The sequence below is a fragment of the Luteimonas sp. 100069 genome, from assembly GCF_003813845.1.
Classification (GTDB): domain Bacteria; phylum Pseudomonadota; class Gammaproteobacteria; order Xanthomonadales; family Xanthomonadaceae; genus Luteimonas; species Luteimonas chenhongjianii.
On sequence record NZ_RPFN01000002.1, the window covers coordinates 158301 to 176926 of the forward strand.

The window sequence follows — 18626 nt, forward strand, 5'->3', positions numbered from 1 at the left end:
CTGGTGCCATGTCCAGCAACAGCTTCGGCCATCTGTTCACCGTCACGACCTTCGGCGAGAGCCACGGGCCGGCGATCGGTTGCGTGGTGGACGGCTGTCCGCCGGGCATAGAGCTCGCCGTCGAGGATTTCGCCCACGACCTGGCGCGTCGCGCGACCGGCAAGACCCGGCACACCTCGGCACGGCGCGAGGCGGACGAGGTCGAGATCCTCAGCGGCGTCTACGAGGGCGTGACCACCGGCACGCCGATCGCGCTGCTGATCCGCAACACCGACGCGCGCAGCAAGGACTACGGCAGCATCGCCCGACAGTTCCGGCCCGGGCATGCGGATTACGCGTACTGGCAGAAGTACGGCATCCGCGATCCGCGCGGCGGCGGGCGCTCGTCGGCGCGCGAAACCACGATGCGCGTCGCCGCGGCGGTGATCGCCAAGAAGTGGCTGAATGATCGCTTCGGCGTTCGCGTGCGCGGCTATCTCTCGCAGCTCGGCGACATCGTGCCCGCGCAGTTCGACAGCGCGGCGATCGACTTCGACGTCGTCGAATCCAATCCGTTCTTCTGGCCCGATGCCTCGCAGGTGCCGGAACTCGAGGCCTACATGGATGCGCTGCGCAAGTCCGGCGACTCAGTCGGCGCGCGCGTGACCGCCGTGGCCGACGGCGTGCCGCCGGGCTGGGGCGAGCCCGTCTACGGCAAGCTCGACGGCGATCTGGCCGCGGCGATGATGTCGATCAATGCGGTCAAGGGGGTCGAGATCGGCGCCGGCTTCGCCTCCATTGCGCAGAGGGGCAGCGAGCATCGCGACCTGATGACGGCGCAGGGCTTTGCGTCCAACCACGCCGGCGGCGTGCTCGGAGGCATCAGCACCGGCCAGCAGATCGTGGTCTCCACCGCATTCAAGCCGACCTCCAGTCTGCGTCTGCCGGCCGACGGCCTCGACGTCGACGGCAATGTCGTCGAAGTGGTCACCACCGGCCGCCACGATCCCTGCGTCGGCATCCGCGCGACCCCGATCTGCGAGGCGATGCTCGCACTGGTGCTGATGGACCACGCGCTGCGGCATCGCGCGCAGTGCGGCGATGTCGGCGACGTCACGCCACGCATACCGGGCCGCATCGGTGGCTGAGCGGCCGCGCGTCTGGGTGTCGCAGCCATTGTTCGACGACATCGTCTCCCGGCTGCACGCGTACTTCGATGTCGTGCAGGCGCCCGATGTCCGCGAGCACGACGAAGCCGCGATCGCCGCCGCGCTGCGCGAGGTCGACGGCGCGCTGGTGACGCTCAACGAGCGCATCGGCGAGCGCGAGATCGCGAATGCGCCGAAGCTGCGCGCGGTCGCCAACGTCGGCGTCGGCTATGACAATCTCGATGTCGGCGCGTTGCAGTCGCGCGGCATCGTCGCGACCAATACGCCGGATGTGTTGACCGAGACCACCGCCGATTTCGGCTTCGCGCTGATGATGGCCGCCGCGCGCCGCGTCACCGAGTCCGAACGTCACCTGCGTGGTGGCAAGTGGACCGGCTGGAACTTCAAGGGTCTGCTCGGCGCCGACCTGCATCGCAGCACGCTCGGCATCCTCGGCATGGGCCGGATCGGGCAGGGCATCGCGAAACGTGCGTCCGGTTTCGACATGCAGGTGCTCTACCACAACCGCAGCCGGCTGCCGGCCGATGTCGAGGGCGCGTACAAGGCCTCGTATGTCGACTTCGACACGCTTCTGGCACGCGCCGATCACCTGGTCCTGGTGCTGCCGTACTCGCCGCAGACCCACCACATCGTCGACGCCGCCGCGCTGGCGAAGATGAAGCCGACTGCGACGCTGACCAACATCGCCCGCGGCGGCATCGTTGACGAGGCCGCGCTGGCCGAGGCATTGGGCAGTGGCCGCCTCGCCGCGGCCGCGCTCGACGTGTTCGAGGGCGAGCCGGCGGTCGATCCGCGCCTGCTGGCACTGGACAACATCGTGCTCACCCCGCACATCGCCAGCGGCAGCCTGTCCACGCGCCGGGCGATGGTGACGCTGGCGGTCGACAATCTCATCGCCGCGCTCGGCGCCGGCCCCGACGCCGGTCGTCCGCCGACGCCGATCGTGCCGGTGACGCAAGGCGGCGATGCCGGCAAACGGGCGGGAGCCGCCTGACGCCCGACCGGGCGGTTCCCGCAAGTCCGATCCCCAGCATCCGCGCGCATGCGCGCCCCCCCAAGAATCCTTTCGAGAGTTTGCAATGTCCCCTGACCTGAACCGCCGTTTCCGCGTTGCCGTCGTCGGTGCCACCGGCGCCGTCGGCGAGACCATGCTGTCGATCCTCGCCGAGCGCGATTTCCCCGTGTCAGAGCTCGTAGCGCTGGCCTCCGAGCGTTCCGCCGGCACCACCGTGAAGTTCGGCGATGACGACATCGTCGTGCAGGATCTCGCCACGTTCGATCCTTCCGGCATCGACATCGCGCTGTTCTCCGCCGGCAGCGACACCAGCAAGGTGTACGCGCCGAAGTTCGCCGCGGCCGGCGCCGTCGTCATCGACAACAGTTCGGCGTTCCGCTACGACGACGACGTGCCGCTGGTGATCAGCGAGGTCAATCCGGAAGCCGCACGCGAGCGCCCGCGCGGCATCATCGCCAATCCCAATTGCTCGACGATGCAGATGCTGGTCGCGCTGGCGCCGCTGCACCGCCGCGCAGGGATCGTGCGCATCAATGTGTCGACCTACCAGTCGGTGTCGGGTGCGGGGCGTTCGGCGATGGAGGAGCTCGGCCGCCAGACCGGCGACCTGCTCAATTTCCGTGGGATCGACCCGCAGAAGTTCCCGGTGCAGATCGCCTTCAACCTGATCCCGCAGATCGACGCCTTCCTCGAGAACGGCTTCACCAGGGAAGAGATGAAGCTGGTCTGGGAGACGCACAAGATCCTCGGCGACGACAGCATCCTGGTGAACCCGACCGCCGTGCGCGTGCCGGTGTTCTACGGGCATTCGGAGTCGGTCGCCGTCGAGCTGCGCGAGCGCATCAGCGTGGACGAGGCGCGTGCCATCCTCGCCGATGCACCGGGCGTGGAGGTCGTGGACGAGCGCATCGCCGGCGGCTGGCCGACGCCGGTCACCCACGCATCGGGGCGCGATCCGGTGTTCGTCGGCCGCATCCGCGAGGATCTCTCGCATCCGAACGGTCTGAACCTGTGGATCGTTGCCGACAACATCCGCAAGGGCGCCGCGCTCAATGCGGTGCAGGTTGCCGAGCTGGTGGCGGGCGAGGGCTGATGGACGCAGGCAGCGCATCGCGCCCGACCTCGCAGCGGGCACCGGCAAGCGTAGGCGACAGCCGCGCGGACGCGTTGCGTTGCGGAGCGGGATGCCGCGCCGCTACAGTCGTCCGATGAATCCGGTCAGTCGGCGCACGCGCCGCTCCAGGCCGCTCCGCAGGAACCAGGGGACGTTCGTGTCGCGCATTCTTCCGCGTCTGTTGCTCACCGCCGGGCTCATGGCCCTGGCGGGGCCCGTGCTCGCGCTGGGACTGGGCCGCATCGAGGTCCGCTCGCAGCAGGGCCAACCGCTGCTGGCCGAAATTCCGATCGTCTCCAGCGATCCGGCCGAGCTGCGCCAGCTGCAGGCGCGGCTCGCCTCGCCCGACACCTTTGCGCGCATCGGCCTCGAGCCGCCGCGCGGCGTGGTCTCCGACCTGCAGTTCAATGTCGCCCTCGATGCCAGCGGCCGCCCGGTGATCCGCGTCACCAGCGCAGGGCCTGTCGACCAGGAATCGCTGACCTTCCTCGTCGAAGTCGACTGGGGCCAGGGACGTCTGGTGCGCGAATACGCCGCGTTGCTTGCGGTGCCCGACACGGTCGCTGCGCCTGCCCAGCCGACGATCCAGGCGCCGGTCGCGGCGTCATCGCCGACCATCGTCCGCACGCCCGCCGCTGCGGCTTCGTCCTCGCCGCAGTCCGAGGCATCTACCGACACTGCGGCGCCGGGCGACGCCCTCGCCACGGCGCCCGCGCCGGCCCCGGCGGCGCGACCTGCCGCAGCGGATCCGCTCGCGCCGGGTGATGCGCTGCCTGCGGTGCGCGCGGGCCAGACGCTGTCGGCGATTGCCGCGCCGCTCGCCGAACAGGCCGGCATCAGCGTCAACCAGGCAATGGTGCTGCTGCTGCGCACGAATCCGGAAGCGTTCATCGGCGGCAATCTCAACCTGGTCCGCCAGGGCGCCGTGCTGCGGATCCCGGCGCGCGATGCCTGGGCGCAGTTCAGCGCCGCGGAGGCCAACGCCGTGGTGCGCGAACAGGTCGGGCAGTGGCGCGAGATGCGTCGCCCGGCGCCGCAGCCAGCCGAGCCGACTGCCGACGCGCCGGCCGCGGATACGACCGCCGCCGCGGCATCGGACGCCGCCCCACGCACGGCCGCCGCGCGGCTCGAAATCACACCACCCGCCAGCGAAGCCCAGCCGGCGGGCAGCCAGTCCGGCATTTCCGCCGGCACCGGAGGGGACATGCTGCGTCAGGAACTGCAACAGGCCAACGAGACCGTGGCCGCGCGTACCGCCGAGATCGACGAACTCAAGGCGCGGCTCGATGACCTCGAGCAGCTGCAACGGCAACAGCAGCAGCTGATCGAACTCAAGGATGCCGAGCTCGCCGCCGCGCAGCAGCGCATGGAGGCCAGCAACCAGCAACAGGCCGCCTCTGCGTCGTTCCCGTGGGTCTGGCTCGGACTGGCCCTGCTCGTCGTCGCTGCGCTGGCGTTCCTGCTCGGTCGCCGTGGCCGCATGCCGGCGACCGCTCGCCCGTTCGACCGCGCCGCACTGGCCACGGCCATGCCGACCGCCGCGCCGGCTTCGCTGACGCCTGCGCCCGCGCAGGATGCCGCATCCCCCGCATTCGTCCGCGAAGTGCCGGATGCAGCGCCTGCAGTCTCGCCTGCCACCGGTGCCGGGCCGGCAACGGTCGGCCCCACCTGGCACGCGCCGGAGGCGGCTCCCGTCGTCAGGCCGGCCGAGCCGGACCGGTCGGACGATGCGCCGCGCGGAACCGCTACGCATGTCGAACTCGACGAAGGCGACGCGGTCGAGACGCCGATCGGACTGGAGCGGATCGAACTCGCCCGCGCCTACGTCGATCTGGGCGATACCGGGACCGCGCGCAGTCTGCTGCAGGAAGTGGCGGACGGCGACGATCCGATCGCGGCGGCCGAGGCCGCGCAGCTGCTGCGCACGCTGGGCTGAGAACGTCGATGCGGTACGCGATCGGCGTCGAGTACGACGGCCACGAATTCCATGGCTGGCAGCGGCTGGGAAGCGCGGAAGAAACCGGCAAGGGATCGGTGCAGGCGGCGCTGGAACGCGCGTTGTCGCGCATCGCCGCCCATCCCGTCTCGACGACCTGCGCCGGTCGTACCGACGCCGGTGTCCATGCCCGCTGCCAGGTCGTGCATTTCGATACCGAGGCCGTCCGCACACCGCGGGCATGGATGCTCGGCACCACCACCCATCTGCCGCCCTCGGTATGCGTGCGCTGGTGCAAGGAAGTGCCGGACGACTTCAACGCCCGCTTCTCCGCGCGCGCGCGCCACTACCGTTACCGGATCCTCAACCGGCCGGTCCGTCCGGCCCTGCATCGGCAGTACCTCTCCTGGGAGCTGCGCGCGCTCGACGCCGGCGCGATGCACCGCGCCGCCCAGGCGCTTCTGGGCGAGCAGGACTTCTCTGCGTTCCGCACGGTCCAGTGCCAGGCCCCGCACGCGCGCCGCGACCTGCAACGCATCTCGGTCGTACGCGAGGGCGATGAAGTGATCGTCGAGGTGCAGGCCAACGCATTCCTGCATCACATGGTCCGCAACATCGTCGGCTCGCTGCTGGAAGTCGGCGCTGGCGTGCGGCCCGAAGCCTGGGTCGCCGAGCTGCTGGCCGGCCGCGACCGCAGCTTGGCCGGGCCAACCGCGCCCGCCGCCGGGCTGGTGTTCCTGGGGCCGCTGTATCCGCCGCAATGGCAGCTGCCGGCGGAAGTGACGCTGGCCCCATGAGCGCCGCTGCCGAACCGTTGATCAAGTTCTGCGGACTGACCCGGCAGGAGGATGTCGCGCTGGCCGTCGCGCTCGGCGTGGACTGCATCGGCCTGGTGTTCGCCGCGCGCAGTCCGCGCAGGCTCACCCTGGACGCGGCAGTCGGCCTGCGGACGGCCGTTCCGGCATCGATGCGCGTGGTCGCATTGACGATGGACGCGCCGGCCGACGAGGTCGCGGCTGTCGTCTCGGTCGTGCGTCCGGACATCCTGCAATTCCATGGCGCCGAGGACGACGCGTTCTGCGCCGGATTCGGGCTGCCGTACTGGAAGGCGATCGCGATGGGCGGGGATCACGCGGCGGCGCTGCGCTCGCTGGGCGATTGGCCTGGCGCGTCGGCCTTCCTGTTCGACGGCCATGCCGCCGGCGAGCCGGGCGGCAGCGGCGAGCGTTTCGACTGGAACGCGTTGCCGACCTCGCTCGACCGTCCGTTCTGGCTGGCCGGTGGTCTCGATCCCGGCAACGTTGCCCAGGCGATCGCCGTCGCGCGGCCCGCCGGCGTCGACGTCTCCAGCGGCATCGAATCTGCCGCGGGGATCAAGGACGCGGCGCGGATGCGGGCGTTCGTGGACGCGGCACGCGGCAGGCGGTGACGTTGCGGCCTGGCGCGCGCTTCGTACTCAGTCCAGTTCCAGCCGCAGCCACGCCGCGAGCGCCTCGAGTTGCGCATCGTCGTCGTCCCGGCGGGTCGCGAGAATCCACTGCGCGTCGGTTCCGACAAAGCCCCAGGGCGCGAGCAGCCGGCCAGCCGCAAGATCGTCGGCGACGAGCTCCTGCGGGGCGATCGCGACGCCGAGACCGGCGGCCGCGGCTTCGAGCAGGAAATACAGATGCTCGAAGTCGGCCCCCGGGCTGCCAGGCGCCGCCGCGCCGTGGAGCGATGCCCACGTCGGCCAGGCCTGCGGACGCGAGGTGGTGTGCAGCAGCGGCTCGCGCAGCAACGCATCGGGCGTGAGTGCCGAGAGGCGGTCCACCTCGGCGTGGCGGGCGCTGAGTACCGGCCCGATCCGCTCGACTGCCAACGTGCGCACGCGCCACGACGCCGGCCATGGCGGCGTGGCGATCAGCAGGGCGGCGTCGAAGCCGTCCAGCGACGGCGGAAACGCGCCTTCATGCGGCGACAGATGCAGCTTCAGGTCGGGCAGGGCTTCGGCCAGTCGCGGCAGTCGCGGGATCATCCAGCGCGCCAGCAGGCTGCCCGGGCAGCCCAGCACGCGCGCCTGCCCGGACCCGGCGCGGCGGATGGTCGCCGCGGCGCCCTGAAGCCGGGCGAAGGCGTCGCCGGCCGCGTCGCGCAGGCGGATGCCCGCGGGCGTCAGGCGCAGGCCACGCCCGGCGCGCGTGAACAGGGGCGTGCCCAGCCAGTCCTCGAGCAGCCGCACCTGCCGACTGACCGCGCCATGGGTGACGTGCAGGGCTTCGGCTGCGCGGCTGAGGCTGCCCAGCCGCGCAGCGGCCTCGAAGGCGCGAAGCGCGTTGAGCGGTGGCAGGTCCGAATCGGTCATGTGAGATTTGCTGACGGTTCGGTCAGATATTATCGATTCTGACGCGCCGATGTGTGCGTTAAAGTGCAGATCTTCCGAATCCGTGTCCGCCGATGTCGCAGCTTCCGATCTCCGATTTCCATGCTTATCCCGACGCCAACGGCCACTTCGGCCGCTACGGCGGCCGCTTCGTCGCCGAGACGCTGATGGGGCCGATCGCCGAACTCGCGGCGGCCTACGACACCGCGAAGGCCGATCCGGCGTTCCAGCAGGCCTTCGACCGGGATCTGGCGCATTACGTCGGTCGGCCGAGCCCGATCTATCACGCCGAGCGGCTCAGCGATGCCCTCGGCGGCGCGCGCATCCTGCTCAAGCGCGAGGACCTCAACCACACGGGCGCGCACAAGATCAACAACACCGTCGGCCAGGCGCTGCTCGCCAGCCGCATGGGCAAGACGCGGATCATCGCCGAGACCGGCGCCGGCCAGCACGGAGTGGCCTCGGCCACCGTCGCCGCGCGCCTGGGCCTGGACTGCGTGGTGTACATGGGCGCCACCGACATCGAGCGGCAGAAGATCAACGTCTACCGCATGCAGCTGCTCGGTGCGACCGTGGTGCCGGTGACCAGTGGCTCGGCGACGCTCAAGGACGCGCTCAACGAGGCAATGCGTGATTGGGTCACCAATGTGCGCGACACCTTCTACATCATCGGAACCGTCGCCGGTCCCGATCCGTACCCGCGCATGGTCCGCGACTTCAACGCGATCGTCGGCCGCGAGGCGCGCGCGCAGATGCTGGCCGAGTATGGCCGCCTGCCCGATGCGATCACCGCCTGCGTTGGCGGCGGCAGCAACGCGATCGGCCTGTTCCACGCATTCCTCAACGATCCGGGCGTGCGCATCGTCGGCGCCGAAGCTGCGGGCGACGGCATCGACACCGGGCGCCATGCGGCTTCGATCGCGGCCGGTCGACCGGGCGTGCTGCATGGGAACCGCACCTATGTGATCTGCGACGACGACGGCCAGATCACCGAAACCCATTCGGTCTCCGCCGGCCTCGATTACCCCGGCGTCGGGCCGGAGCATGCCTTCCTCGCCGACGCCGGCCGCGCGCAGTACGTCGGCATCACCGACGACGAAGCCCTGGCCGCATTCCACCAGCTCGCCAAGACCGAAGGCATCCTCGCCGCGCTCGAATCCAGCCACGCCATCGCGCAGGCGATCAAGCTCGCGCGCGAGCTGCCGAAGGACGCGATCGTGCTCGCCAACCTGTCCGGCCGCGGCGACAAGGATGTCCACACCATCGCGCAGCGCGAAGGATTCGTGCTGTGAGGAAGAATGTCTGCCGGCTCGCAGCCATCTCACCCCTCGCTGCGATGTCCGCATCGGCCGACGAGTGGCCGCATCACGCTGTCGGCGACTTCCGGATCGGTCCGGCCGACGTGGCCACGCTGTCGGACGGATGCACTTGATGTCTGCGACGTCCTCTCAATCGAATCCCGCGACGCCGGATCCCATGAACCGCATCGACACCCGTTTCGCCGCACTCCGCGCCGCCGGCCGCAAGGCCCTGATCCCGTTCTTCACCGCCGGCGATCCGTCGCTCGAAGCGACGGTGCCGGTGATGCATGCGCTGGTCGCGGCCGGGGCCGATGTCATCGAACTGGGCGTGCCGTTTTCCGATCCGATGGCTGACGGCCCGACGATCCAGCGCAGCTCCGAGCGCGCGCTGGGGCGGGGCGCGGGCATGACCTATGTGCTTGATGCGGTGCGCGAATTCCGCGCGAAGGACGCCGCCACCCCGGTCGTGCTGATGGGCTATCTGAATCCGATCGACATCCGCGGCCCGGCGACTTTCGCGGCGCAGGCCCGGGACGCCGGCGTCGACGGCGTGCTGCTGGTCGATCTTCCGCCGGAAGAAGCCGGCGAGTTCCGCGAGGCGTTCGCAACGCACGGGCTCGCGCTGGTGCTGCTGGCCTCGCCGACGACGACCCCGGAGCGGAGCCGCGCGCTGTGCGAGCAGGCGCAGGGCTATCTGTACTACGTCAGCTTCGCCGGGGTGACCGGTGCGGCCGACCGGCTCGACCCCGCCTGTGCCGGCGCCCGGTTGCGTGCGCTGCGCGAGGCCAGTGCGGTGCCGGTGGTGGTGGGATTCGGCATCCGTGATGCCGCCAGCGCGGCGGCGATGGCCGCGGCGGCCGACGGCGTCGTGGTGGGCAGTGCGCTGGTCGAAGCGCTGGATGGCGCGGACACGCCGGCCGATGCGGCAGGCCGCGCGCACCGCTTCCTGGGGCCGCTGCGGGCGGCCCTCGACGGCGGCTGACCGGCAGACCGGGGTCTGTCGGGTGCCCCCCGGCGGTCGGTTACACTTCCGCGCTTTACGGCCCCGTAGCGGCCGTCGGGAGAAGGCAGGCCATGTCCTGGTTGCAGAAAATCATGCCGCCGCGCATCCGTACCGATGCCGCCGCGGTCAAGAAGCGCAGCGTCCCCGAGGGCCTGTGGGAGAAGTGCGAGCGCTGCAGCGCGGTGCTCTACGGGCCCGAACTCGAGGAGAACCTCGAGGTCTGTCCCAAGTGCGCCTACCATCGGCCGATCCGCGCCCGCGCGCGTCTGAAGGCCTTCCTGGATCCGGGCAGCCCCCAGGAGATCGCGGCCGACCTCGGCCCGACCGACATCCTCAAGTTCAAGGACCAGAAGCGCTACGCCGACCGCATCAAGGCCGCGCAGCGTTCGACCGGCGAGCGCGACACGCTGATCGCGATGGAGGGCACGCTGATGGCTCGCCCGATCGTCGCGAGTGCGATGGATTTCGCCTACATGGGCGGCTCGATGGGGTCGGTGGGTGGCGAGAAGTTCGCCCGCGCCGCCGAACGCGCCCTCGAGATCGGCGCGCCCTATGTGTGCTTCACCGCCAGTGGCGGCATGCGCATGCAGGAAAGCATGTTCTCGCTGATGCAGATGGCCAAGACCTCCGCGGCGCTCTCGCGCCTGCGCGAAGCCGGACTGCCCTACATTTCGGTGCTGACCAACCCGACCTTCGGCGGCGCGTCGGCTTCGTTCGCGATGCTCGGCGACATCAACATGGCCGAGCCGGAGGCGCTGATCGGCTTCGCCGGTCCGCGTGTGATCGAGCAGACCGTTCGCGAGACGCTGCCGGAGGGCTTCCAGCGTTCGGAGTTCCTGGTCGAGCATGGCGCGATCGACCAGATCTGCGACCGCCGCGAACTGCGCACGCGCATCGCCCACCTGCTGGCGATGCTGACCCGGCAGAGCGCGCCCGAGGGAGCGGCTGCGTGAGCCGCAGGTATTTCGGCACCGACGGCATCCGCGGCCGCGTCGGCGAGGGCTGGATCTCGGCCGATTTCATGCTGCGTCTCGGCAATGCCTACGGGCATACGCTGCGCGGCCGCGGCGGTGACTGGCGCCGCCCCCAGGTGCTGATCGGCAAGGACACGCGCATCTCGAACTACATGTTCGAAGCCGCGCTCGAGGCCGGCCTGGTCGCGGCCGGCGTCGACGTCCAGCTGATGGGCCCCATGCCCACACCCGCCGTCGCGCATCTGACGCATTCGCTCGGCGCTGACGGCGGCATCGTGATCTCCGCCTCGCACAATCCCCATCACGACAACGGCATCAAGTTCTTCAACCGCCAGGGCGAGAAGCTCGACGACGCGAGCGAGCTGGCGATCGAGGCCGCGCTGGACCAGCCGTTCCGCACCGTTGCCTCCGAAAAGCTCGGCAAGGCGGTACGCACGCGCGACGCGGTCGGGCGTTACGTCGAAGCCTGCAAGGCCTCGGTGCCGCGCGGCTTCGATCTCGACGGCATGCGCATCGTCGTCGACTGCGCCAACGGCGCGACCTACCAGGTCGGTCCGATCGTGCTGCGCGAGCTTGGCGCGCAGGTCGAGGTCATCGGCGCCGAGCCCAACGGCCTGAACATCAATGACGGCGTCGGCTCGACGCACCCTGAACACCTGAGCGAACGCGTCAGCCGCAGCGGCGCGAATCTCGGCATCGCTTTCGATGGCGATGGCGACCGCGTGCTGTTCGTCGATGCCAACGGCAGCGTGCGCGACGGCGACGACCTGCTGTACGTGCTCGCGCGCGACTGGCAGCAGTCCGGCCGCCTGCGGGGCCCCGTGGTCGGCACCCTGATGAGCAACTACGGGCTCGAGCGCGCCTTCGGCGAGACGGGCATCGGCTTCGCCCGCGCCAATGTCGGCGATCGCTACGTGCACCAGATGCTGCTTGAACAGGGCGGCGTGCTGGGTGGCGAGACGTCCGGGCATCTGCTGTGCCTGGATCGCGCGACCACCGGCGACGGCATCATCAGCGCGCTGCAGGTGCTCGAGGTGCTGCGCCGCCGCGGCGAGTCCTTGCAGGAAGCGCTGCACGGGCTGTCCAAGGTGCCGCAGAAGACCATCAATGTGCGTTACGAAGGCGCTGCGAGGCCGGCGGAGGCCCCGGTCGTACAGGCCGCGCTCGTCGATGCGCAGGCCGCGGTACAGGGCCGTGGCCGCGCATTCCTGCGCCCGTCGGGCACCGAGCCTGTGGTGCGGGTGACCGTCGAGGCCGACGACGATGCCCTGATGCAATCCACCCTCGATCAACTGGCCGACGCCGTACGCGCGGCGGCCGCCCCCTGATTCCAAGGACCCCTCGCATGACCGCCCGCATCCCCACGCTCGACATCCGCCGTTTCGACACCGACCGCGAGGCCTTCGTCGCCGAGCTCGGTGCGGCCTACCGGCAATGGGGCTTCGCCGGGATCAGTGGCCACGGCATCCCGCAGGCGCAGATCGACGGCGCCTATGAGGTCTTCAAGGCGTTCTTCGCGCTGCCGGAAGAGACCAAGAAGCGCTATCACGTGGCCGGCGGCGGCGGAGCGCGCGGATACACCGCCTTCGGCGTGGAGACCGCCAAGGGGGCCAAGCACTTCGACCTCAAGGAGTTCTGGCACATCGGCCGCGAGATTCCGGACGATTCGAAGTACCGCGAGGTGATGCCTCCCAATCTGTGGCCGACCGAAGTGCCGGGCTTCCGCGAGCACGGTTATGGCCTGTACCAGACGCTCGATGCGCTGGGTTCGAAGGTCCTCTCGGCCCTGGCGCTGCACATCGGCCTGCCGGAGAACTATTTCGCGGACAAGACCGACGTCGGCAACTCGATCCTGCGGCCGATCCACTATCCGCCGATCACTGCCGACGACATTCCGAACGTGCGCGCCGGCGCGCATGAGGACATCAACCTGATCACGCTGCTGGTCGGCGCGAGTGCGGCGGGCCTGGAGGTGCGCTCCCAGCAGGGCGAGTGGGTGCCATTCACGTCCGAAGCCGACACCATCGTGGTCAACATCGGCGACATGCTGCAGCGCCTGACCAACCACGTATACCCGTCCACGACGCACCGGGTGACCAACCCGCCGGGCGAAGCCGCGCGCAAGCCGCGCTACTCGGTGCCGTTCTTCCTGCACCCGAATCCGGATTTCGTCATCGACGTATTGCCCTCGACGGTGACCGCGGACAATCCGAGCCGCTACCCCGAGCCGATCACCGCCCAGGGCTACCTCGAAGAGCGCCTGCGCGAGATCAAGCTGAAGTAGGGCGGGGCAGGGGATCGAACGGCGCCTTCGGGCGCCGTTTTCAATTGCGGCGGAAGCGCCATCGGACGGGCTGGTCAAGGCGGACGGCGCCGGTCTGGCCGTCGTCAACGCCGCTGTCGACCTGGTGGGCGGCGGGTCGGCGCGCCATCGAACCGTCTCCGGCCATGGGCTATGCTCTTGCGCCTTTCGCACAAGGAGTCCGCCATGCGCCGCAGGATTGTCGCCGGCAACTGGAAACTGCAGGGCAGCCGCCTGTTCGCCAACGACCTCGTCGAGGGCATCGCCGCCGGCATGCCGGCCGGGGTGGAGGCCATCGTGCTGCCGCCGTATCCGTATCTGCCGGCGCTGGCGCAGGCATTCGAGGGTCGCGGCGTGGCTTTCGGCGCGCAGGACACCAGTGCCCATGCCAAGGGTGCCTATACCGGCGAGGTCAGTGCCGAAATGCTTGCCGAGGTCGGCGCGCGCTATGCGCTGGTCGGGCACTCCGAGCGCCGCCAGCACCACGGCGAGAGCGATGCGCTGGTCGCGGCGAAGTTCATTGCCGCACGCGAAGCGGGGTTGGCCCCCATCCTGTGCGTGGGCGAGACCCGCGAGCAGCGCGAGGCCGGGCAGACCGAGGACGTCATCGGCGCGCAGGTCCAGGCCGTACTGGACGCGGCCGGGCCGGCCGCGTTCGACGGCGCGATCATCGCCTACGAACCGGTCTGGGCGATCGGCACCGGGCTGACCGCCAGCCCCGAACAGGCCCAGGCGGTCCACGCCTTCCTGCGTGGCGTGGTCGCCCGGCAGGATGCTAGAATCGCCGATTCGTTGCCGCTGCTCTATGGCGGCAGCTGCAAGCCCGACAATGCCGCTGCGCTGTTCTCGCAGCCCGACGTCGACGGCGGACTGATCGGCGGCGCCTCGCTGGCGGCCGACGACTTCCTGGCCATCGTCGCCGCGGCCGCGCGTTGAGCGCGGCTGGCGCCTCTGAAACACGTCCCGTCCGCGGGCACCGCTGAGCACACACGCAATGCTGCTGACCGTCTTCAATATCCTGTTCGTCATCATCGCCATCGCGATGATCGCGCTGATCCTCATGCAGCGCGGCGCTGGCGCCTCGGCCGGTTCCGGGTTCGGTGGCGGCGCGTCGTCCACCGTATTCGGCGCGCGGGGATCTTCGAACTTCCTGTCCAAGGCCACCAAGTGGCTGGCGATCAGCTTCTTCGCCGTCACCCTGTTCATGGCCTGGTACGCGATGCACCGCGCCAACCCCAATGCGATGAATATGGACCTGGGCGTGATGGGTAGTGAAGTCCCGGCGGCGCCGGTCGATCGCGCGGTTCCCCCGGTGGCCACGCCGCAGGCGCCTGCGGCGGACGCTACGGTGCCGACCGCGCCCCCCGCCGAAGGTGCGGTTCCGGCTGCGCCGCCCGCAGCAGAAGATTCTTCGCAGGAAACGCCCTGACGGGGCTCCCCAGATCGATGAATTGGCATTACAATGCGCGGCTCGCCGACGCAGTGATGCCAGGCAAGCAGTTTCAGGTTGACCGGCCCAGGTGGCGGAATTGGTAGACGCACTACCTTGAGGTGGTAGCGGCTTAGGTCGTGGGGGTTCGAGTCCCCCCTTGGGCACCAACCGGAAAACCGATGCGGCATTGCCCGTGTCGAACGGATCACCCCGCGCAAGCGGGGTTTTTCGTATCCGCTACAAGAGGTTTTCCCTGTGCGGGAATCCTTTTTGCGCGGGGTTCACGCGCGCGGACACATCAGTGGCGAATGCTGCATGAAGTGGTCTGCACGCCGGTGTAAATCGTTTACTCGCCAGTTCTGTAACCGGTACAATTGCAGTGATCGGGTCATCGCACAGAAACGTGCCTTGCCCGGCCTTCGTGAAGCGCTTCGACGCTTCGAGAATGCGGCGTCGCAGGGCGCCGAGCCAAGGCCGCAAGTCGCGGCCGTAGCCGAGAGAACATCCGAGTGCTGGCCGAATATCTGCCGACCCTGCTGTTTCTGATTGTTGCCACGGGGATCGGCATTGCCTTGCTGATCATCGGCAACCTGTTGGGACCCAAGCGCCCTTCGCCCGAGAAGCTGTCGCCGTACGAGTGCGGATTCGAAGCATTCGAAGACGCGCGCATGCAGTTCGACGTGCGCTACTACCTCATCGCGATCCAGTTCATCGTCTTTGATCTGGAAATCATCTTCATCGTGCCCTGGGCCACCGTGTTCCGCGAACTCGGTGTGCTGGGTCTGATCGAGATGGGCATCTTCGCCGGCATGCTGCTGCTCGGCTTCGTCTACGTTTGGAAGAAGGGAGCGCTGGAATGGGAGTGAACCAGACCGTTGCGCGCCTGATGAACAACCCGCTGCCGGAAGGCCGGGTCGAGGACATCCTGCGCCCGGAAGGCGAAAACCCGCTGCTCGAGCGTGGTTTCGTCACGACCAGTTCCGACGTGCTGCTCAACTGGGCGCGCACCGGATCGATGTGGCCGATGACCTTCGGTCTGGCCTGCTGCGCGGTGGAGATGATGCACGCCGGCGCCGCGCGCCTCGATCTCGACCGCTACGGCGTCGTGTTCCGTCCCAGCCCGCGCCAGTCGGACGTGATGATCGTCGCCGGCACCCTGGTCAACAAGATGGCCCCGGCGCTGCGCAAGGTCTACGACCAGATGCCCGACCCGAAGTGGGTCATCTCCATGGGCAGCTGCGCGAATGGCGGCGGCTACTACCACTACTCGTATTCCGTGGTGCGCGGCTGCGACCGCATCGTGCCGGTCGACATCTACGTGCCGGGCTGCCCGCCGACCGCCGAGGCGCTGGTCTACGGCATCCTGCAGCTGCAGAAGAAGATCCGTCGCGCGACCAATTTCGGTGAGACCAAGGTGGGGTTGCGTGATGCGTGAGCAGCCTGCCCGTGAGACCGCGACCGATTTCGCCGCGCGCCTGCGCGCCCGTTTCGGCGATGCGGATGTGGCCGTCGCGCTGCCGCGTGGCGAGGTGACCATCACCACCGCTGGTGACTGGCTCGAGACCTGCCGCGCACTGCGCGACGAGTTCGGCTTCGAGTCGCTGATCGACCTGTGCGGCGTGGACTACCTCGGTCATGGCAGCGACGAGTGGGACACCGAGGTCTCCTCCGAGGGATTCAGCCGTGGCGTCGAAGGTCGTGGCCCGGGGCGCTTCAAGTTCGGCGAGACCATCAGCCGCCAGGACACGCAGGCGCAGGGCGGGGAATCCGCGATTCCGGTGCCCGAGCGGCGTTTCGCCGTGGTCGCGCAGCTGCTGTCGATCCAGCACAACCGGCGGGTCGCGGTGAAGTGTTTCGCGCCCAGCGTCGATCTGCCCGTGCTGTCGTCGCTGACCGTGCTGTGGCCGGTCGCGAACTGGTTCGAGCGCGAGGCCTTTGACCTGTTCGGCGTGATCTTCGAGGGCCACCCGGACCTGCGCCGCATCCTGACCGACTACGGCTTCGTCGGTCATCCGTTCCGCAAGGATTTCCCGTTGATCGGCAATGTCGAAGTGCGCTACGACGCCGAGCGTCGCCGCGTCGTGTATGAGCCCGTGACCTCGGTCGAGCCGCGGGTCGGCGTGCCGCGCGTCATCCGCGACGATGCGCGCTATGCGACTGCGCGTGACGAGCAGAAGGGCCGTCGCCAGGAGAGCAGCAAGTGAGCGCCATCCCGACCACTTCGCTGCATCAGGCCAATACGGTGCCCAGCGCCGAGGCCCTGAAGCAGGAAATCCGCAACTACACGTTCAACTTCGGTCCCCAGCATCCGTCCGCCCATGGCGTGCTGCGTCTGATCCTGGAGATGGACGGCGAGACCGTGATGCGCGCCGATCCGCATATCGGCCTGCTGCACCGTGGTACCGAAAAGCTTGCCGAGAGCAAGCCGTTCAACCAGTCGGTGCCGTACATGGACCGTCTGGATTACGTGTCGATGATGTGCAACGAGCACGCCTACGTGCGCGCGATCGAGACCCTGATGGGGATCGAGGCGCCCGAGCGTGCGCAGTGGATCCGCACTCTGTTCGACGAAGTCACCCGCATCCTCAATCATCTGATGTGGATCGGCTCGAACGCGCTCGATCTCGGTGCGATGGCGGTCATGCTCTACGCGTTCCGCGAGCGCGAAGAGCTGATGGACGTCTACGAAGCCGTCAGCGGCGCGCGCATGCACGCGGCCTATTACCGGCCCGGTGGCGTCTATCGTGATCTGCCCGACCACATGCCGCGCTACGCGGAATCGCGCTGGCGCAAGGGCGAGAAGCTCAAGCGTTTCAACAAGTGGCGCGAAGGCTCGATGCTCGACTATCTGGAGGCGTTCGCGAAGGATTTCCCGAGCCGCGTCGACGAGTACGAGACCCTGCTCACCGACAACCGCATCTGGAAGCAGCGCACCGTCGGCATCGGCGTGATTCCTCCGGATCTGGCCAAGGCCTGGGGCATGACCGGCCCGATGCTGCGTGGTTCGGGCGTCGAGTGGGATCTGCGCAAGACCCAGCCGTATGCGCGCTACGCGGATGTCGATTTCGACATCGCCGTGGGCGTCAACGGCGACTGCTACGACCGCTATCTCGTGCGTGTGTTCGAAATGCGCGAGTCGGCGAAGATCATCCAGCAGTGCGTGACCTGGCTGCGGGCCAACCCCGGCCCGGTGATGCTCGACAACTACAAGGTGTCGCCGCCCTCCCGCGAGGAGATGAAGGACGACATGGAAGCGCTGATCCACCACTTCAAGCTGTTCACCGAGGGCTATTGCGTGCCCGCCGGTGAAACCTACAGCGCGGTGGAGGGCCCGAAGGGCGAGTTCGGCTGCTACCTGATCTCCGACGGCGCCAACAAGCCGTTCCGCGTGCACCTGCGTGCGCCGGGTTTTGCACATCTTTCGTCGATGGACGACATCACGCGCGGGCACATGCTGTCCGACGTGGTGGCGATGATCGGCACCTATGACATCGTGTTCGGAGAAGTCGACCGATGAAGGCGACCGGAAATTTCGAGAACGCCCGCAACGTCGACCCGATGGTCGTGCTCAGCGGCGATACGCGCGCGCACATCGACCACTGGCTGTCCAAGTTCCCGGAGGACCGCAAGCGGTCCGCGGTACTGCAGGGTCTGTTCGCTGCCCAGGAACAGAACAACGGCTGGTTGACCGACGAGCTGATCGCCGCCGTGGCGAAGTATCTGGATCTGCCGCCGGTGTGGGCCTATGAGGTCGCGACGTTCTACTCGATGTTCGAAACCGAGCAGGTCGGTCGCAACAACGTCGCGTTCTGCACCAACATCAGCTGCTGGCTCAACGGCGCCGAAGGGCTCGTTGCCCATGCCGAGAAGAAGCTGGGCTGCAAGCTCGGTGAGTCCACCGCCGACGGTCGCGTCTACCTCAAGCGCGAGGAAGAGTGCGTCGCCGCGTGCTGCGGCGCGCCGGTGGTGGTCATCAACGGTCATTACCACGAGAAGCTCACGCCCGAGGGCGTTGACGAGCTGCTCGACGGTCTGAAGTAGG

Annotated in this window: 19 protein-coding genes and 1 tRNA gene; 19 read left to right on the forward strand and 1 reads right to left on the reverse strand. The window is 68.8% G+C overall.

The genetic code is table 11. The features are described 5' to 3' along the window. The first annotated feature begins 8 nt into the window (after positions 1-8). From aroC to EGK76_RS07235, 6 genes are all read left to right on the forward strand, one after another. Positions 9-1127: a chorismate synthase gene (gene aroC, locus EGK76_RS07210; protein WP_123832156.1), complete on the forward strand. Its 1119-nt coding sequence runs from the start codon at positions 9-11 to the stop codon at positions 1125-1127. Then, entirely contained in the window at positions 1081-2142 is a 1062-nt protein-coding gene (locus EGK76_RS07215; RefSeq protein WP_123832157.1) for a D-glycerate dehydrogenase, read from the forward strand. The genes aroC and EGK76_RS07215 overlap by 47 nt, the downstream gene beginning before the upstream one ends. A gap of 85 nt (positions 2143-2227) precedes the next feature. Then, entirely contained in the window at positions 2228-3256 is a 1029-nt protein-coding gene (locus EGK76_RS07220) for an aspartate-semialdehyde dehydrogenase (RefSeq protein ID WP_123832158.1), read from the forward strand. Positions 3257-3434: 178 nt separating this feature from the next. Beyond that, the gene (locus tag EGK76_RS07225) at positions 3435-5213 is read left to right on the forward strand and encodes a FimV/HubP family polar landmark protein (RefSeq protein ID WP_343205619.1); all 1779 of its coding nucleotides are present in this window, start codon (positions 3435-3437) and stop codon (positions 5211-5213) included. 8 nt (positions 5214-5221) lie between these two features. Continuing rightward, positions 5222-6010, forward strand: a complete 789-nt coding sequence (gene truA, locus EGK76_RS07230) for a tRNA pseudouridine(38-40) synthase TruA (protein WP_123832160.1) — start codon at positions 5222-5224, stop codon at positions 6008-6010. After that, a complete protein-coding gene (locus EGK76_RS07235) occupies positions 6007-6642 on the forward strand; it encodes a phosphoribosylanthranilate isomerase (protein WP_123832161.1) in 636 nt (211 codons plus the stop codon). Before truA ends, EGK76_RS07235 begins: the two co-directional genes overlap by 4 nt. A gap of 27 nt (positions 6643-6669) precedes the next feature. On the opposite strand, the gene EGK76_RS07240 is transcribed toward EGK76_RS07235, so the two are convergent. Beyond that, complete coding sequence (locus EGK76_RS07240) at positions 6670-7554, reverse strand: LysR family transcriptional regulator (protein WP_123832162.1); 885 nt, start codon at positions 7552-7554, stop codon at positions 6670-6672. A gap of 92 nt (positions 7555-7646) precedes the next feature. On the opposite strand from EGK76_RS07240, the gene trpB reads away from it, so the two are divergent. The 13 genes from trpB (at position 7647) to nuoE (ending at position 18625) form a co-directional block, all read left to right on the forward strand. Then, a complete protein-coding gene (gene trpB / locus EGK76_RS07245; protein WP_123832163.1) occupies positions 7647-8864 on the forward strand; it encodes a tryptophan synthase subunit beta in 1218 nt (405 codons plus the stop codon). A 184-nt stretch (positions 8865-9048) separates the two neighbouring features. After that, a complete protein-coding gene (gene trpA / locus EGK76_RS07250; protein WP_123832164.1) occupies positions 9049-9855 on the forward strand; it encodes a tryptophan synthase subunit alpha in 807 nt (268 codons plus the stop codon). A gap of 92 nt (positions 9856-9947) precedes the next feature. Continuing rightward, complete coding sequence (gene accD, locus EGK76_RS07255; RefSeq protein WP_123832165.1) at positions 9948-10829, forward strand: acetyl-CoA carboxylase, carboxyltransferase subunit beta; 882 nt, start codon at positions 9948-9950, stop codon at positions 10827-10829. Continuing rightward, complete coding sequence (glmM, locus tag EGK76_RS07260; RefSeq protein WP_096297540.1) at positions 10826-12178, forward strand: phosphoglucosamine mutase; 1353 nt, start codon at positions 10826-10828, stop codon at positions 12176-12178. The genes accD and glmM overlap by 4 nt, the downstream gene beginning before the upstream one ends. A gap of 17 nt (positions 12179-12195) precedes the next feature. Beyond that, on the forward strand, positions 12196-13134 hold the full coding sequence (locus EGK76_RS07265) for a 2-oxoglutarate and iron-dependent oxygenase domain-containing protein (RefSeq protein WP_096297541.1): 939 nt from the start codon (positions 12196-12198) through the stop codon (positions 13132-13134). A gap of 204 nt (positions 13135-13338) precedes the next feature. Continuing rightward, positions 13339-14088 carry a triose-phosphate isomerase gene (gene tpiA, locus EGK76_RS07270; protein ID WP_123832166.1) on the forward strand — a complete coding sequence of 250 codons (750 nt, stop codon included), beginning with the start codon at positions 13339-13341 and terminating at the stop codon, positions 14086-14088. Between the two features lie 58 nt (positions 14089-14146). Next, entirely contained in the window at positions 14147-14581 is a 435-nt protein-coding gene (secG, locus tag EGK76_RS07275; protein WP_123832167.1) for a preprotein translocase subunit SecG, read from the forward strand. An 85-nt stretch (positions 14582-14666) separates the two neighbouring features. Then, positions 14667-14751: transfer RNA gene (locus EGK76_RS07280), tRNA-Leu, on the forward strand. A gap of 342 nt (positions 14752-15093) precedes the next feature. After that, positions 15094-15450, forward strand: a complete 357-nt coding sequence (locus EGK76_RS07285; RefSeq protein WP_096297543.1) for an NADH-quinone oxidoreductase subunit A — start codon at positions 15094-15096, stop codon at positions 15448-15450. Beyond that, positions 15441-16019 (forward strand): NADH-quinone oxidoreductase subunit B, encoded by a 579-nt coding sequence (locus EGK76_RS07290; RefSeq protein WP_096297544.1) that lies wholly within the window; start codon positions 15441-15443, stop codon positions 16017-16019. The genes EGK76_RS07285 and EGK76_RS07290 overlap by 10 nt, the downstream gene beginning before the upstream one ends. Beyond that, positions 16012-16788, forward strand: a complete 777-nt coding sequence (locus tag EGK76_RS07295) for an NADH-quinone oxidoreductase subunit C (RefSeq protein WP_096297545.1) — start codon at positions 16012-16014, stop codon at positions 16786-16788. Before EGK76_RS07290 ends, EGK76_RS07295 begins: the two co-directional genes overlap by 8 nt. 5 nt (positions 16789-16793) lie before the next feature. Next, positions 16794-18101 carry an NADH-quinone oxidoreductase subunit D gene (locus EGK76_RS07300; RefSeq protein WP_179948239.1) on the forward strand — a complete coding sequence of 436 codons (1308 nt, stop codon included), beginning with the start codon at positions 16794-16796 and terminating at the stop codon, positions 18099-18101. Next, positions 18098-18625, forward strand: a complete 528-nt coding sequence (nuoE, locus tag EGK76_RS07305; RefSeq protein ID WP_096297546.1) for an NADH-quinone oxidoreductase subunit NuoE — start codon at positions 18098-18100, stop codon at positions 18623-18625. Before EGK76_RS07300 ends, nuoE begins: the two co-directional genes overlap by 4 nt. The last annotated feature ends 1 nt before the right edge of the window (position 18626 follow it).